Consider the following 16045-nt stretch of genomic DNA (forward strand, 5'->3'; position numbering starts at 1 on the left):
TCTCAAGACGCTCCGGCGGAGGGGCACCGCGATGGGCGTAGCTAAAGCTCCGGTCCTACAGAAGTACCACAGGCTGCCAGCCTGTGTCGCAAACGCCGAGCCCCACCGATCATTTTCCGCGAAGGACGCTACACTCTTCCGATTGCGAAACGGCTCTCAAGACGCTCCGGCGGAGAGGCAGCGCGATGGGCGTAGCTAAAGCTCCGTCCCTACTCTGAACCTACGCACGAGAGCTGGAAGCTCTCGCTACTTTGGGCCTGTAAGACCGCGGGAGGGCTGGAAAACCTTTCAAATTTTGGCAGGCCCGCAGGGATTCGAACCCCGACAAGCAGTACCAAAAACTGCTGTGCTACCATTACACCACGGGCCTCCAAAGGGATAAACAAAGTAGTCTTTCCCGCTGGCGTCAAGGCGTCATTCTCGGATATTTTCGAGAAATTATGCCGACGGTAATCACATCGATGCACGTACGGGAAGATTGCCAAACGCAATTCCACGATTTCCAAGTAAAGATCAGTCTCTTGGTTCGGGAACAGCCTGGGTTCTCGGGGCGAGAGGTCATTTGCCCTGTAGCGCCCTATCAAGAAGCCTGGGTGATCCTCTTCCGGTTCGACAACAACGAGAACTTACAAAGCTGGCTCCACCACCCCGAAAGGCTTCGCCTCTTGGAGGAAATCGGCGCAAGCCTGGAAAAACCGATGAGTTTTCAAGTGGTGGCATCCGATCCCAAGAGCCCCCAACCCGCCTCCGCGGTTTTCTCTCATCGGGTCCAACCGGAGAAGGAGGAGCAATTTCACGACTGGAAACGCCGGCTCATCGAAGCCCGCAGCCATTTCCCGGGCTTACTGGATTCCGAAATGTACGAGCCGGTCCCCGGGATCCAAGAGGATTGGATCGACATCGTCCGGTTCGACAGTTCTGAAAACCTCAATGCTTGGTTCAATTCCGCGGAGCGAAAGCAGTTTCTCGAGGAAGCAAAAGAACTCTCGATCGATTCCTCCGCCCATTCCGTCGCCACGGGGCTGGAAAACTGGTTTCACCTTCAAGAAGACGAAGGCCAGTCCACTCCCTCGATCCCTTCTTGGAAACAGGCATCTCTCGTTCTCCTCGCTCTCTTCCCCGTGGCTCTCATCGTTCATCTCATTCTTCGTCCTCTTCCGGCAGAGCTCCCTTGGCCCGCTAAAGTTCTCTTCGGCAATTTCATCGGAGTTGCGGCACTCACCTGGGTGCTCATGCCCCGGATTAGTCAGCTCTTTGCCTTCTGGTGTCGCCCTCCCGCTCAATCAAGGAATTGGCGAGTACACCTATTGGGCGGAATCCTTCTTTACGGAATCATCTTCTCGATACTCGCCCTCGCAATCGGATTGCTGGGGTGAAGACTGGGGAATCGGAGTGAAATGGCCTCTTTGGCGAGCTAGCGGGGATAGAAGAAATTGCGGACTGATGGTCGATCCAGCGCAAATCGAGAGCTGGACTTGTCCTGCGAAGCTGCAAATCGAGAGCTGGAAGCTCTCGCTACTTTGGCTAGAACCCCGTTCTCGCATGACTTTCAGCCATCCTGATTCTCCTGTAAAAGAGTGCCTTTGACGAACAGGAATGACGAGGCCATAGGGCCCGAATGAAGAGAGACGGCTTCTCTCCAAACAAGGAAAGGCGCATTTCCATACCGTGCAGCTTTAGCAAACGGACCTCGTAATAGAGCGGCAAGAGCGAGAAAATCCTCCGGATTTCGGCGGTGAGGCAACGCTATGGGCGCAGCTGAAGCTGCGGCCCTACTCCTACGCAAATCGAGAGCTGGAAGCTCTCGCTACTTTGGCTAGCCCTGTTCTCGCATGACTTTCAGTCATGCTGATTCTACTGTAAAAGAGTAGCTTTGACGAACAGTAATGACGAGGCCATAGGGCCCGAATGAAGAGAGACGGCTTTTCTCAAAACAAGGAAAGGCGCATTTCCGTACCGTGCAGCTTTAGCAAACGGACCTCGTAATAGAGCGGCAAGAGCGAGAAAATCCTCCGGATTTCGGCGGAGAGGCAAACGCTATGGGCGCAGCTGAAGCTGCGGCCCTACTCCTACGCAAATCGAGAGCTGGAAGCTCTCGCTACTTTGGCTCGGACGACTTTTGTCGCCTTTACCCCCTCTTTTTTGGGGCTCTGCTCGCGAAAACTGGCTCAATCCCAGCCGGAAAATCGATCAGTCTTCGGCTGTGACGACTGTGCCAATCGCCTCACCACAGACCGCCCGGCGAATGCTACCCTCTTCCTGCATGGAGAAGACGAGGATGGGCATCTTGTTGTCGAGACAGAGGGAGAAGGCTGTAGAATCCATCACTTTGAGGCGCTTCCGGAGGGCCTCGAGGAAATCGAGTTTCTCATACTTCTTCGCATCCGGATACTTTTTCGGATCCTTATCGTAGACCCCATCCACATTCGTGGCCTTCAAAATCACATCCGCTCCCATTTCACTGGCACGCAGGGCCGCGGTTGTATCCGTCGAGAAATACGGGTTACCGGTCCCGGCAACAAAAATGACGATGCGCCCTTTTTCCAAGTGTCGCTTCGCCCGGCGGAGGATGAAAGGTTCGGCAATCTTCTCTACGGGAATCGCACTCTGAACCCGAACGGGAATCCCCATCTTCTCGATGACATCCATAAAAGCCAAGCCGTTGATCACCGTAGACAACATTCCCATGTAGTCCCCGGTGGTGCGATCCACACCGCGCTTTTCCCCTTTCAGTCCTCGGAAGATGTTTCCCCCGCCGACGACGATCGCAATCTCCACGCCCAGTTCGTGCACCTCTTTGAGCTGCCGAGCGATTGACTCCAGAACCGGAGGATCAAACGGTTCGCCCGTCTCCCGATTCAAGAGAGCTTCTCCGCTCAGTTTGATTACGACGCGTTTATATTTCGGTTCTTGATTTCCCATGTTTTGAAAGCCCACCAAGGGGTTCATTAGCCTATCGAATCTCTCCCGTCAAGAAGCAGCCCCGAGAAGTCTCTTTTTCTCGACGATTATCGAAATGCGGAAAAACAGGAGCGGAAGCGCGATAGCGATTTCGATGCGCCCGGAAAAGCCAGAACTCTGCCCGAACATTCGTAGAAATGGCTATCGCCATTCCTCTCCACTGTAGAGACCGGCCAACAGGAAATTTGGAGCGGAAGCGCGAGAACGATTTCGATGTGTCCGGAGAAGCCAGAACCCTGCCCGACTATTCGTAGAAATGGCTATCGCCATTCCTCTCCACTGTAGAGACCGGACAACAAGAGATTTGGAGCGGAAGCGCGAGAGCGATTTCGATGCGCCCCGGAGAAGCCAGAACCCTGTCCGACTATTCGTAGAAATGGCTATCGCCATTCCTCTCCGGAAGATTTTGGAACGGTCATAGTCCATCCGTTTTCCAAAAATCGTATTTGGCTGACCATTCACATTCCCTCTCATCCCCACTAAAATCTAGGGGGTCTTCAGAAAAATGATAATTTCTTAAATTTTCTTCGATTTCGGGCTTGATCTAGTTCCAAAACCCTCTTGTATTCCCATCTTTTTACCGCGTCCCGTTCGTCTAGCCAGGCCTAGGACACTGGGTTTTCATCCCAGCAACAGGGGTTCGAATCCCCTACGGGACGCCATTTTAAAAAAGACGAAGAAAGTCAGCACCGAAAGGGAGCTGGCTTTTTTTGTGATCGGATTTTTGGGCTCTCATTCGACGCATGGATCCCCCCAAAACCTGGCGATTCCTCTCTGCGAAATTCCGAGAACCTTTCCCCAGGAGGGCGATTGTCGCAATCGCCGCAGTGCGAACCCCATCCATCAAAAGAGGGTCCAGAAAACGTTCGTAGAAATGGCTATCGCCATTCCTCTCCACCGAATAGACTGGCTAACGGGAACTTTGGAGCGGAAGCGCGACAGCGATTTCGATGCGGCCCGTGAAGTCGGTGCTTTGCCCGACCCTTCGTAGAAATGGCTCTCGCCATTCCTCTCCACCGAAGAGACTGGCTAACGGGAACTTCGTAGCGGAAGCGCGACAGCGATTTCGATGCGACCCGTGAAGCCGGTGCTTTGCCCGACCCTTCGTAGAAATGGCTCTCGCCATTCCTCTCCACCGAAGAGACCGGCTAACGGGAACTTTGGAGCGGAAGCGCGACAGCGATTTCGATGCGACCCGTGAAGCCGGTGCTTTGCCCGACCCTTCGTAGAAATGGCTCTCGCCATTCCTCTCCACCGAAGAGACTGGCTAACGGGAACTTTGGAGCGGAAGCGCGACAGCGATTTCGATGCGGCCCGTGAAGCCGGTGCTTTGCCCGACCCTTCGTAGAAATGGCTCTGGCCATTCCTCTCCGTAAGCTCGAGATGGTGATCGCGACTCCGACTAGTCCTGCCCCTGCGGGAGGAGGAAGAGAGTCGATCCGGGATCGACCGAGAACTTTTCCGACCACCAATCCTTGATTTCTCCGGGGGTGACGGCGTCATAAAATGCCTCGGAGGATTCGCCTAGGTCCGTATTCAGACCTTGAACACTCCGCACGGCCAATCGTTGAGCACGCCAACTTGAGCGCTGTCGACTGAGCAATAAGCCGGATCGGCATTGCGCGATACCCGCAGAAAACTCATCCTCTGAAAATCCGCGGACGGCGATCCGCTGGAGAATCTCCTGCAAACGCTCGAGGAGGAAATTGGTCTGGCTCTCTTCACAACCCGAGACAAAGGCAATCAATCCCCGGTCCCGTCCGGCGACCAACCGGGCGGTCGAATAGTAAGCGAGTCCATGACGCTCCCGTATTTCCTCAAAAAGGGGTCCTGAGAGGCCGTTTAGGCAGCTCAGGGCTAGCTGTCTCTCATGAGCCGAGGAATCCCCATATCCGCCGCTGCGCAAGGCGTGAACGACGACGCTCTGCTCGCGGGGATGGCGCACGATTTCCCGGAACGTTTGTAGAGGCTCTTCATCGACCTGCCGCAAAGGCTCCCGACCTCCGGGATCCTGCCCGTCGAGCAAAGACTCCGCCAAGGCCCGCACCGAATCAGGATCGAATTCTCCACTGATTCCCAGTGACCTCGGCGAGCGCTCTCGAAACTGCTCTCCGAAATGCATCAAACTCTCCTCCGTTGCGCTCCTGAGATCTGTCTCCGAACCGAGGGGAGAGAGCCCCAGAGCCTCGGAGCCCAACAATTTCCTCCGCATCTGACGCAGTCCTTCGGAGGAAGGATCATCCCGCTCTTCTTGGATTAGAGCCACACGCGCAGCCGATTCCCGTGCGCACAGGGACTTTTCAAGCTGAAAGCGACCTTCCATCAGAAGCCTAAGGGTCCGCAGGGACTCTCCGAGAACTTCCGGGAGGCAGGAATACCTGAGGCCACAGGCCCCATCTCCACAAAACGCGTGCAATCCACTCCCCCACTCGTCGAACTTGCGGGCGATTTCTTCTTCCGGGAGGATTCCCGCCCCCGACCGCAATATTTCCAGAAAAAGAGCGGTAAAGCCGAAGTTTCCTGCGGCCTCGTGCACCTCCGGTCCGGGAAAGGCCAAAGCCACACTGACCATCCCTGATCCCGGAAGCGGATCGAGCTGGAGAGGTTCGAAGTTCCCGAGGCTCATGCGTTGCCCTCCGGGTGCAGTTGCCCTGCAAAAGCCTGATCCGGCCGCATGTAGCTTTTCAAAAACTGTCGAAGGGCTTCGGCATCCAGGTCTTGCAAGACCGCATGCTCCTCGGCCCAGGAAGGAACCATTCCCAGATTCGCAAACCACTCGCCTCCACGCGAGGCCCAGCCTTCTACTGTTTCCTGCTGCCGAAGTCCTCCAAACCGAAGTCGCGCTTTGCCGCGAGCGAGGTCTTCCTCGGCCCATGGAGCCTCGGCCAAGCGCTCTAATTCTCCGAGCAAAAGAGTCTCGACCTCATCCAGATGCTCATCTTCCGCCAACCAAGAAAAACCCAGCAAGGATGTCGAACCGAGCGAGTACACGTATCCATCGAGAAAATGGGCCAAGCCTTTCTCCACCCGGATGACCCGATTGAGATGACTGCTTTCTCCTCCAGTCAGGACTTCGACCACCCATTCTGCCAATAAGACCTCACGAACGGTTCGGGTGGGGACTTGAAAAAGAGCCATCCCACGGCCGCCTTCCCAATCCCCGCGGAGGTGAAGGCGAACCGGAGCCGGGACCTCCTCGGAGCCCCCGCTTTCGTCGCGACCGTCTCCAGACAGGTTTTCCTCATTCTCCAGCACTGGAACGATCGCACCGGCCCGGCGCATGAGTTCCGGGGTTAAATCACCCGCCATCAAAAGGAAGGACTTGGCCGAACGGTAATTCTGCGCATGAAAGCGGCGCAGGTCCTCAATCGTCAGCTTCCGAAAACGCTCTTCCAATCCGATAACCGGATACTGAAGGAGATCACGCCGGTAGGCGGCCTCCATGACGGCGTCGAAAAGATAGCTGTCGGGATCGTCCCGATACATGGAGATCTCCCTCAAAATCACATCCCTCTCCGGAGCAAAACCCTCCTCAGCCAGAGTCGGACTCCAGACGAAATCAGCGAGAAGGTCGACTCCTTCCGCAGCGTGGGCTGCCGGCAAGTCAATATGATACACCGTCCGGTCGTAGGACGTGTAGGCATTCAAGAAACCGCCCAGCCGTTCCGCTTCGCGATTGATCTCGAGAGCGGTCCTGAGGGCGGTACCCTTGAACACCATATGCTCCAGAAAATGGGCGATACCGGCTCCCGGCCAACGGTCTTCCATACGGCTTCCGGCGCCAATCCAGATCTGCAGGGAAACCACCCCGCACCCCGGGCGATGCATGGAGAGAGAGGGAACGCCGCCCGGCAGAGGCTTGGCCTCCACCCATTCCCGCGCCGGGTTTGACTGCACACTACCGCCGCTCACGGCCTACTCGGAACGAGGAAGAAACGGTTTTTCGAAAGCGTCGGAAAAATCATAGCCATTCTCGAAATCCCGAATGTTGTCTTCATCGGTTTTCCCAAGGACCCCATAGTCGACGAGCTCGAAAACGATGACCCCAAAATCCCGACAGCTCTCGATATTCCAGTGATCGAGGACCGCTTTGGCCATCGGACCAAACTGCTCCAATGCGTAGGCTCGAATGCCGTCCAGCAGCTTCTCACCAGATATGTGCTGGCGGGATTGGATCTCACCCCGCTCTTTCAATTGGGAGAGGGTAAAGTCCAGACCTTGCCGAACGAAAAGATAGGCGTTCGGATGAAACCGCCCATTTTCCGCACAGATCCGATCGACGACTTCACTGAATTCGGGAGACTGCATGAGCCCCTACTCTCAAACCCGCTGTGGAAAATCTCAAATCTGAAATGGTATCGGAACGAATTTATGGGATTCGCGTCCCGCTCCCCATCGGGTCGGTTCAGGGGGGACGCACCAGAGCACGCGCAACGAATAAAGCGACCCCAACGCACGGAAAACGCATTTTCGCAGCCGCTCAGCTTCAGCTGCGCGGCCTAGTGTAGCGGGCCCACAGAAAACGAAAACCACGAGGCCATGGAATTCCGGTCCCGCGGCCACGCAGGCGCAGCTGAAGCTGCGGCCCTACTCCAACGAGAGGTAGATTATATTCCTGCAAAGCCAAAAGGCGAAACCTAGGAATCCTCGCTTCCCTCACGAGAACCGCAATCTCCTGCACCAACGGTGCAAAACCCTTGAGCCCGGGGCAGCGCCCCGGGAAACCTCAACCATCACCGCAATCCCGAGCCCTGAAAGGGCGCAACTCCCAGAGCCTTCCCGAGTGTCATCCCTGCCGCAGCAGGGTAACGCCCTTTCAGGGCTATCCATTGGGGGAAATCCTGAAACCCAGGGCGCTGCCCTGGGCTCTCGGGTGGATGCGCCTTTGGCGCATTGGACTCCGCGAAGCTCGAGGTCCTTATGGAAAGGCCAGGACGTTTTCACCGCCATGGGCGCAGCTGAAGCTGCGGCCCTACTCCAACGAGAGGTAGATATATTCCTGCAGAGCCAAAAGGCGAAACCTGGTAACACTCGCTCTCTCACGAGAACCGCAATCTCCTGCACCAACGGTGCAAAACCCGTGAGCCCGGGGCAGCGCCCCGGGAAACCTCAACCATCACCGCAATCCCGAGCCCTGAAAGGGCGCAACTCCCAGAGCCTTCCCGAGCTTCATACCTGCCGCGGCAGGGTAACGCCCTTTCAGGGCTATCCATTGGGGGGAGATCCCGAGAGCCCAGGGCGATGCCCTGGGCTCTCGGGTGGGTGCACCTTTGACGCGTTGGATTCGGCGACGCCCGAGGTCCTTATGGAAAGGCGAAGACGTTTTCTCCGCCATGGGCGCAGCTGAAGCTGCGGCCCTACTCCGATCCTATGTTCGAGAGCTGGAATTGTGCTGCGAAGCACGGAAGCTCTCACTACTTTGGGTGGGAACTGGTCAAAACTCCGAAAATCCGCTAGAATACCCTCTCATGAGCGATTCATTTTATTTCCGTGATGATCTCCCTCGCCACGACGGGTCTGAGCCCCGTTCTGTTCTCGTCACTGGAGCCTCTGGGCGTATCGGATCGTATTTTGCTCAAACTTGGAAAGATCACTACGATCTTACCTTGATGGTTCTTCCCGGCTCAGACACCTCCTCCATCGAAGGATGCGGAAAGATCGTCGAAGCCAATCTGGAAGATCTCGATCAGCTGAAAGATGCTATTGAGGGGGTCGACTCTGTTCTTCACTTGGCGGGAGATCCCAGTCCCAAAGCGGAATGGGGCAGTCTGCTCTCCAATAACATCAACGGAACCTACAACCTGATTCAAGCGGCGATCGACTGCAAATGCCGCCGTCTTGTCTACGCATCATCCATTCATGCCATCAGTGGTTTCCCCGTCGACCGTCAAGTCCACACGGATGACTCCGTCAATCCCGGCGACCTCTACGGGGTCAGCAAATGCTTTGGAGAGGCCCTCGCTCGCTATGCAGCCGAACAGCACAAGCTGTCCTCCATCGTCGTTCGCATCGGGGCTTGTCTACCCAAGGAGAAAATGACTGAAGAAAAATCGGTCAAATGGATCAATTCGTTCGTCTCCCGCCGCGACATCAGTGAATTGTTCCGCTGCTGCATTGATGACGAACGCCTAGGCTTCGCCATTCTTCACGGCCTCTCCAATAACCTTTTCAATCGGATGGACACGAGCTCTGCCCGGGAACTCGTAGGCTACCATCCGGTCGACGACTTCACCGAGCTACACCCGAAACTCCGGAACATCGATTTTCGGGAAGAAGTTCGCCCTCACAGCGAGACCGGCGGAAAAGAATAGCGGTCGACCGCCGAGCACCTCGAAGGCCCTCCGCCACACGCAAAAAACGTCCCTCAGGGCCAGAGTTCCAAGAGCGGTCCCTCGCCGCCCAACAATGGGTCCTCTTCCGGTTTCGGTGTCTCTCGGATCGCTTCGCGCATGCGTTCCAGATCTTCGGAATCACCCCGATGGAGATCGTAATCCTCCTGGCCCGAAGGATAAGCGCCCACGACGAAGAAATCCGTCGATGAATCCAAGTTCTTGTGCCCGGTGCCCGCGGGCAGGATGACCAAGTCTCCCGCTTTCACCTCGACCACTTTTCCTCCCGGCCCGCCCAAGGCGAGCTTAGCCTGACCGGAAATGACTCCCAATGCCTCATGGGCATTACTGTGGAAATGATGATAGTCAAATACACCCCACCGCCAGCAGCCGCCCCAGCCATTCGAGCCGAATCGCTTTTCCCACTCATCGGCATTCTCAATCCCAGTATTCCGGTATAACAGGACGGGATATTCAGGATGATTTGGGATGCCCTCCGACTCCTCAAAGAGAAAACTCTCGGGAACCCATGAAGCCGAATCGCTCATAAGAAATTCCTAACCGATGATCAGTCTTGCAGGCTCTTGCGGATCTCGTCCCGCTCTTCGCGAAGATCTCCCTCACGGGGATCTTGCCCAGCCCGCTGATACCAATACCCGGCATTCCCATGGTCGCCCTCCTCGCGGTGCAGATTGGCGTGAATCCAAAATGCCGCCGGATCATTGCCCGCCTGCACCAGTTCATGCGCCTCCGTCCAATCGCCGTTGTCGGCGAGAGAAAGAGCTTCGAGCCACTGTTTTGTAGAAGGACCGGATTGTTCGGGAGAAGACATGCGAAAACCCTACCACGAAGTGCTCTGCATCTCAAGCCTCCCCGGAAAACGAGAGGAGGCTTGCCGAAGTTGGGGTTTCTCCCCTAGATGGTGGGGCAATGACCATTGTTCCGTCTGCCTCACCCCGTAATTTCCATCGCCGCGATGCCCGTCGTCGCTCAGGAGGTTTTACTCTCCTCGAAGTGCTCATGGCCATTGCCCTACTGGCTCTGCTCGTCGGGGTGGTTTTGACCAATGTCGAAGGGCTCTTCGGAGGCGGACAAGAGAAGGTCGCCTCGATTTTCGTCAAGGAAACGGCCCGGACGGGTCTGGCAGCCTACCGCCTCGATACGGGAAACTATCCCAATGCGAGCCAAGGCCTGGAGGCCCTCGTCCAGAAGCCATCTGGCGAAGACGACTGGCGCGGTCCCTACCTCGATGACATCCCCGAGGATCCATGGGGGAACCCCTACCAATACCAATTTCCCGGAACCCGTAGTAACAAGGGTTACGATATCTGGTCCTTCGGACCCGACGCGACCAACGGCACTTCCGACGACATCGGAAATTGGTAAGTCGCGCGGGAGGGCAGCGTTTCGTGTCTGCCGGGAGGTTCGCGTGGGGAAGATCGAGCCGGGAGCCTTTTGAGAGGGCTTTTCGGGCCCGGGGATGACGAAGTCATGGTTCCCGAATGAAGAGAGGCGGCTCTTCTCAATTCGAAGAGGCGCATTTCCGGAAAGGGGAGCTTTCGCAAACGCAACCGCGTTACAGAGCGCTCAAACATAAAGCCAGAAACTCCTTTGGATTGCGACTGAGGGGCTAACGCTATGGGCGCAGCTGAAGCTGCGGCCCTACTTCCCGTACCACAGGCTGCCAGCCTGTGTCGCAAACGCGGAGAACCTTCCAGAGATCCCGACCCAACAAGCTAAACTCTTTTGATATCGGGCTTTTCCATGGAGAGTCCCAAAGCGGAGGGGCAAACGCTATGGGCGCAGCTGAAGCTGCGGCCCTACTTCCCGTACCACAGGCTGCCAGCCTGTGTCGCAAACGCTGAGAGCCTTCCAAAGATCCCGACCAAACCGCAAAACTCTTTTGATATCGGACTTTTCCACGGAGAATCCCAAGGCGGTGGGGCAAACGCTATGGGCGCAGCTGAAGCTGCGGCCCTACTTTGATCCTAGGCTCGAGAGCTGGAAGCTCTCGCTACTTTGGGTAGAACCTCCTGCCTGGCTTTGAGCGCGAGGATCTACTTTTAGGACTTCTTTTTCGGCTCCGGTGGAGGGGGCTTGCGCTGCTCGTAGATTTGCCGGAATTGCTCAGCTTTGACGTACTCGCCTGCATCTTTGGCGACCTCTGCGGCTTTTTGCAGGACCGAGAGCTGGAGATCCAATGGCGCTCCCGGAGCGTTTGTCATGGCTTCGAGCAATCGCAGCGCCGTCGCGGTATCGCCGAGGTAATTGAACTCTTCGGCAATTCCGACCACCACTGCAATCTCGTCGGGGGCGGCATTCACGGAGTAGCGGAAGGGGCTGAGGAGATCGAGCGCCTCGACAGAACGACCATTCGTGCGCAACAGCGTCGCCGTCTTCAGCGCGAGAGCGAATCCCGGACACTGCATAAACTTCCGTTTCCCATAATCCGCCGCAGCCTCTTCCCCCTCTTCTCGGATCAAACGGTTCATTTCCCGAGTGATCACATACTGGTCGAAAGAGTTCATGGGATCGATATCCTTCAGCTGCTCTTCCAAGGGCAGGGCAAACGGTCGATAGAGGGGATCCCCGAAAAGGACGGTCTGCCAGCTGAAGAAGCGATTGCTGCGAACGGCCGCTTCGGCGAGGCTCTTGCCTTTGAGCAGGCTATCGAGAAAAAGCACCGGGTTGTGAGTCCCCTCCAGGTAGGGCTCGAAAACATTGCCGACGGTGGCGGCCACTCCGCGATCAATAAGGGGACCGGACCATCCGACGTTGCGCTTGCGGACCGTAGTCGCGGAAAAGCTGTGAATGTGGAAGGCGATCGCTCCGGGAGGCACGGCTACGTCGAGATCCTTCCAAACCCCTGCCACCGACCGGGTGTACCACCCGAAGTAGAGAGCGGGAGCATCAAACCGGGCCGAAGCCTTCATGATTGGACGACCACGGTCGACATCGAGATCGTAATCCGTCCCGCCCAAGAGCTCCGCGACCTCTCCCAGCCACTTGTCTCCGTTTTTGTGCGGACCGCCGATATCGACATAAGCCCGCCCCTTTAAACCTTCCTTTTCAGCCTGAATCGCCGAATCGATCATTCGCTGGGCCGCCGCGTAAGAGGGTCCATCCAACCGGGAAACCCGGACCACCTTTTCCAACGCAAACGAGGAGGGATCTTCCTCGTTGTAAACCGGATTTCGCATCGGGCCCGCCAGCCGGTAAGGACCGGCCGCAAGAAGCGCGAGCTCTGAATCGACGGAAGAGCGCGTCGTCTGGAAAGGCTTGGGCAGCCGCTTGGCATCCGCCTCCGAGTAAAAGAGCTTCTCATGATTCACCCGCAGAGGAACTCCTTTGCAAACCACCATGGCCCCGATCTTGTGACCGAAAACCATGACATTCTGGCGCGTGTAATCGTCCCGCCCGTTGCGGACAGACCCGCTGATCCAGCCTTCCTCGATCAGAGTTTCGGTCAACGGATCCCAGATCTTTTCAACAAAATCCATCCCGGAGAGCGTCTCCGCGGCCGGCATGGGGAGAGCGATAATATTTTCAGCAGGCACCTCCCGCTTCTCCGCATAGTATTTCGCCAAATCGACCGACTTCGGATCGGACGAATTGGCGACGATCACCACCGAGGCCGGATCAATTTCCGCTCGGGCGATAAACGGACTCAAGAAACTCAAAAGGGGAAGAAGAAAGCCAATCCAACGAGACATCTTTCACAGGATTCCCGATCAAACGCTTTCGGACAAGCCGAAACCGGAACGAGGCGGAGACAGGGATGTCACGGATTCGATCCGTTTTACCATGATGTCTGCAGGAGAGATTATGCTCCTCGCACGCCCCCTCAGCGGCACCCGTTTGCTCGGAGAAGAGTCCTCCCCTCTGAAACCGATCCATCGGGGCGGAATAAATTCCGCGCTCCTAGAGAGCGCTCTTGCCTCAACGAGGAGGGAATCCTCAGAACGGGGAAGCTATGAATTTAGGTACTCCACAACCCGACCGAGGCCCCACTCGAATTCCGGGATGGACCTCGGGGAAATGTCTGCTTTGATAAAAATTTCTCCCCCCTTCGCTCAGTCACCCATGCGTATTTCGCTCTCCTCTTCCCGAAACGGTTCGGTAGGAATTGCCGGACGAATCTTCGGCTCCCTTTTCGGTCTGGTCTTTGCCTCCTTCGGATTCTTCTTTCTCTGGGGAGGAACGATCCAACCCCTCCTGGAAAAATCGGAGACTAAGAATTGGGTTGAAGTGCCAGCGACGATTACCGAGTCAACCGTGACTGGCTCGGGAGACTCACTGAAGAACGTCATTCGATTTGAATACCAATATAAGGACTATGCCAACGAGTCGGATCGCGCGCACTTGAATCCCCCCAAGCTCTCCATCTCCGAGGTCCAGCGATTGCGAGACGAGTTGAGCGTCGGTGAGACTACGGCCGCCTATGTGAACCCCAAAAACCCGCAGGAGGCAGTGCTCTTTCTCAATGCAGAGAACTCGGTCTTCATCGGATTGTTTTCGCTACCTTTCATCCTTATTGGGCTGGGAGTCGCGGGGTTCTCCCTTTTCGGAAAAAGCAAAAAAGCCAAGAGCCAAGGATTTTCGAAGCGGCCGAGCCGAGGTCCACTCGGCAAACGCAATCTGGTCCTCTCTCTGTTCGGAATCCCTTTCTTCGCGGCCGGAGCCGGTTTCTGCTGGTTCGGCGGAATCTCGCCCCTCCTCAAGAGTCAAGAGGCCCAGGACTGGCCCGAGGTCCCCTGTACCATCACTGAAAGCTACGTCGAGTCACACAGCAGCTCCGATGGAACCACCTACAGCATCGAGATCCGGTTCAACTACGAATGGAAGGGAAAGGACTACTACGGGGAAAATTATACCTTTGGAAACACTTCATCCTCGGGCCGACCCTCCAAGAAGGCAGTCGTCCGTCGGTATCCGGAGGGGTCGCAATCCACCTGTTTCGTGAATCCAGACGACCCCTACGAGGCCGTGATCACAACCGATGTGGGTTGGCTGCCGATCGGACTCATCGGGTTTAGCTCCATCTTCATCCTGGTGGGCGGAGGACTCATCGTTTTCGGATTCCGCCGGAAGAAGGATCCGGGACCGAATGCCGTTCTTCCCGAGGAGGATTCATTCGGCGGTCCCAACGAGGTCCGGGAGCTCAAGCCCGTCACTGGCCGGATCGCCCGTGCCGCCGGCGCGGTGATCGTCGCTGTGATTTGGAACGGAATCTCCTCCATCCCCCTCGCGATCTACTTCAGCCAAGGCAACGGAGAGACGATGCTCCTGATCATTGGCCTCATCTTCGCGGCGGTTGGAATATTCCTCATCTTCACAGCCATCCGGGCTCTCCTCGCCCTCCGGAATCCCCTGCCCATCGTCATGGTTGCCCCCGGCCGGATTCAACCGGGCACCCGCATGATACTCTCCTGGAAACTGGAGGGATCCATCAGTCGGCTGAACAACCTCGAAGTTTATCTGGAAGGAATCGAAATTGCCCAGTATCAGCGGGGGACCAATACCGTCACCGACCGCAACGTGTTCTTTCAGGAGTGCCTCTTCACCTCGACGGAAAAAGGTTCGTTCCAAACGGGCTCCTCGGAGTTCCCGTTTCCGGGAAACACCGTTCCCTCCATGAAGAGTGATCACAACGAGATTCTCTGGCAGCTCGTCTTCATCGGGGATGTCCCGCGTTGGCCAGACCTCAGCGAAACCTATCGCCTCCCCATCGCTCCCGTTCGACGATAACCTTCCTTTTTGCGCCATGCCGAATCATCTCATCCTCGAAGTCGCCGACAAAACCATCCGCCCGGGAGGCCCCGTTCAGGGAGAAATCCTCTGGGACTTGGAATCGGGACCACGTTCTCTCTACCTGAGCCTCGGCTGGTGGACCTCGGGCCGTGGCGACCGGGACGAGTTCATCGTCGCCGACCGGGAGTGGACCCATCCGGGACCGATCGGCAAAGAATCCTTCTCCTTCACGGTTCCGGATACCGTCGTTCCCTCTTTCTCCGGACGTCTGATTTCCGTCGAATGGGGGCTACAGCTCTCGGTAGCCGGAATACGCGTGGAAGACGTCCTCGAACCCCTCATCATCTCCCCCACTCGCGAGGAGATCGACATCAGTAGTGAGACCTATCAAAGCAAGGGAAAATCCGTTTCGATCCGAAAAGGTCGCAACCTTTCGCTACCAAATCGACGCTGAGAGGATTCGTCGCTGGCAACGGGATCTCGCGAGACATCCGGTCGCGCGCTGGTCGATCGTCGGCCCCGAGGGAACCGGAAAGACCGTCCTCCTGGAAGACCTTGCGGAGGGGGTGGAATCGGTCGAATGGCTAAAAATCCACGGGGAGGATTCCCTGCTCCAGCGCGCGCGGGCCGGCATGAAGCTCTTCCGCCGAAGTCGCATCCCTCTCTTTCTCGACGGAGCGGAAGTGTTGCCTCGGATTTTTCTCGCGACGAGGCCTCTCCTTCGCCCCAAAATAGTGGCCACCCTCCACCGTCCCCGACCCTCTCTGGACATTCTTTTCGAAACCCGCTTTGACCCCGGTGCGGTTCTCGACTTGGTTCGTTCCCTGACCCATGCAAACCTTTCCCCAAACGAAACTGAGCGCATTCTCCAGATCGGGCGCAAGAATCATGGGAATGTGCGCGCGATTCTCCGCCAACTCTACCGGGAAGCCGGAGAAGGTCGGCGAATCTGAACCCCTCCCCTACAACCGTCGAAATGGCTCTCGCCCTTCCGCTCCAGCTTT

Annotated in this window: 13 protein-coding genes and 2 tRNA genes; 7 read left to right on the top strand and 8 right to left on the bottom strand. The window is 56.7% G+C overall.

What is annotated here, in order from left to right; all coding sequences use genetic code 11:
• Positions 1 to 296: 296 nt before the first annotated feature.
• Positions 297 to 370: transfer RNA gene (locus tag H5P30_RS01370), tRNA-Gln, on the bottom strand.
• Between the two features lie 70 nt (positions 371 to 440).
• Between H5P30_RS01370 and H5P30_RS01375 the strand changes: the two genes are divergently transcribed.
• Positions 441 to 1376, top strand: coding sequence for an antibiotic biosynthesis monooxygenase (locus H5P30_RS01375; protein WP_185691173.1), 936 nt, complete (start codon positions 441 to 443; stop codon positions 1374 to 1376).
• An 814-nt stretch (positions 1377 to 2190) separates the two neighbouring features.
• Here H5P30_RS01375 and pyrH read toward each other — a convergent pair.
• The gene (gene pyrH / locus H5P30_RS01380; protein WP_185691174.1) at positions 2191 to 2922 is read right to left on the bottom strand and encodes a UMP kinase; all 732 of its coding nucleotides are present in this window, start codon (positions 2920 to 2922) and stop codon (positions 2191 to 2193) included.
• Positions 2923 to 3545: 623 nt separating this feature from the next.
• On the opposite strand from pyrH, the gene H5P30_RS01385 reads away from it, so the two are divergent.
• Positions 3546 to 3623 (top strand) — tRNA-Glu (locus H5P30_RS01385).
• Positions 3624 to 4363: 740 nt separating this feature from the next.
• Here H5P30_RS01385 and H5P30_RS01390 read toward each other — a convergent pair.
• The 3 genes from H5P30_RS01390 to H5P30_RS01400 are packed head-to-tail and all read right to left on the bottom strand — an operon-like array spanning position 4364 to position 7269.
• Positions 4364 to 5587 (bottom strand): M16 family metallopeptidase, encoded by a 1224-nt coding sequence (locus H5P30_RS01390; protein ID WP_185691175.1) that lies wholly within the window; start codon positions 5585 to 5587, stop codon positions 4364 to 4366.
• A complete protein-coding gene (locus H5P30_RS01395) occupies positions 5584 to 6873 on the bottom strand; it encodes an insulinase family protein (RefSeq protein WP_185691176.1) in 1290 nt (429 codons plus the stop codon). Before H5P30_RS01395 ends, H5P30_RS01390 begins: the two co-directional genes overlap by 4 nt.
• Positions 6874 to 6876: 3 nt before the next feature.
• Positions 6877 to 7269, bottom strand: a complete 393-nt coding sequence (locus H5P30_RS01400) for a Minf_1886 family protein (RefSeq protein ID WP_185691177.1) — start codon at positions 7267 to 7269, stop codon at positions 6877 to 6879.
• A gap of 1160 nt (positions 7270 to 8429) precedes the next feature.
• Between H5P30_RS01400 and H5P30_RS01405 the strand changes: the two genes are divergently transcribed.
• Entirely contained in the window at positions 8430 to 9272 is an 843-nt protein-coding gene (locus H5P30_RS01405) for an NAD-dependent epimerase/dehydratase family protein (RefSeq protein WP_185691178.1), read from the top strand.
• Positions 9273 to 9325: 53 nt separating this feature from the next.
• Here H5P30_RS01405 and H5P30_RS01410 read toward each other — a convergent pair whose 3' ends face one another.
• Both H5P30_RS01410 and H5P30_RS01415 read right to left on the bottom strand, forming a co-directional pair.
• Positions 9326 to 9838 carry a cupin domain-containing protein gene (locus tag H5P30_RS01410; RefSeq protein WP_185691179.1) on the bottom strand — a complete coding sequence of 171 codons (513 nt, stop codon included), beginning with the start codon at positions 9836 to 9838 and terminating at the stop codon, positions 9326 to 9328.
• 20 nt (positions 9839 to 9858) lie between these two features.
• Complete coding sequence (locus H5P30_RS01415; RefSeq protein ID WP_185691180.1) at positions 9859 to 10122, bottom strand: hypothetical protein; 264 nt, start codon at positions 10120 to 10122, stop codon at positions 9859 to 9861.
• A 98-nt stretch (positions 10123 to 10220) separates the two neighbouring features.
• Between H5P30_RS01415 and gspG the strand changes: the two genes are divergently transcribed.
• Positions 10221 to 10676 (top strand): type II secretion system major pseudopilin GspG, encoded by a 456-nt coding sequence (gene gspG, locus H5P30_RS01420; RefSeq protein ID WP_185691181.1) that lies wholly within the window; start codon positions 10221 to 10223, stop codon positions 10674 to 10676.
• A gap of 677 nt (positions 10677 to 11353) precedes the next feature.
• Here the strand turns inward: gspG and H5P30_RS01425 are convergent.
• Positions 11354 to 13003 (bottom strand): TIGR03790 family protein, encoded by a 1650-nt coding sequence (locus tag H5P30_RS01425; protein ID WP_185691182.1) that lies wholly within the window; start codon positions 13001 to 13003, stop codon positions 11354 to 11356.
• Positions 13004 to 13328: 325 nt separating this feature from the next.
• Here H5P30_RS01425 and H5P30_RS01430 point away from each other — a divergent pair, with 325 nt between their 5' ends.
• The 3 genes from H5P30_RS01430 to H5P30_RS01440 are packed head-to-tail and all read left to right on the top strand — an operon-like array spanning position 13329 to position 15994.
• The gene (locus tag H5P30_RS01430) at positions 13329 to 15038 is read left to right on the top strand and encodes a DUF3592 domain-containing protein (RefSeq protein WP_185691183.1); all 1710 of its coding nucleotides are present in this window, start codon (positions 13329 to 13331) and stop codon (positions 15036 to 15038) included.
• Between the two features lie 16 nt (positions 15039 to 15054).
• Positions 15055 to 15495 (top strand): hypothetical protein, encoded by a 441-nt coding sequence (locus H5P30_RS01435; RefSeq protein WP_185691184.1) that lies wholly within the window; start codon positions 15055 to 15057, stop codon positions 15493 to 15495.
• Positions 15419 to 15994, top strand: a complete 576-nt coding sequence (locus H5P30_RS01440; RefSeq protein WP_185691185.1) for a hypothetical protein — start codon at positions 15419 to 15421, stop codon at positions 15992 to 15994. Before H5P30_RS01435 ends, H5P30_RS01440 begins: the two co-directional genes overlap by 77 nt.
• Positions 15995 to 16045 lie beyond the last annotated feature (51 nt).

Source organism: Puniceicoccus vermicola (assembly GCF_014230055.1).
Classification (GTDB): Bacteria; Verrucomicrobiota; Verrucomicrobiia; order Opitutales; family Puniceicoccaceae; genus Puniceicoccus; species Puniceicoccus vermicola.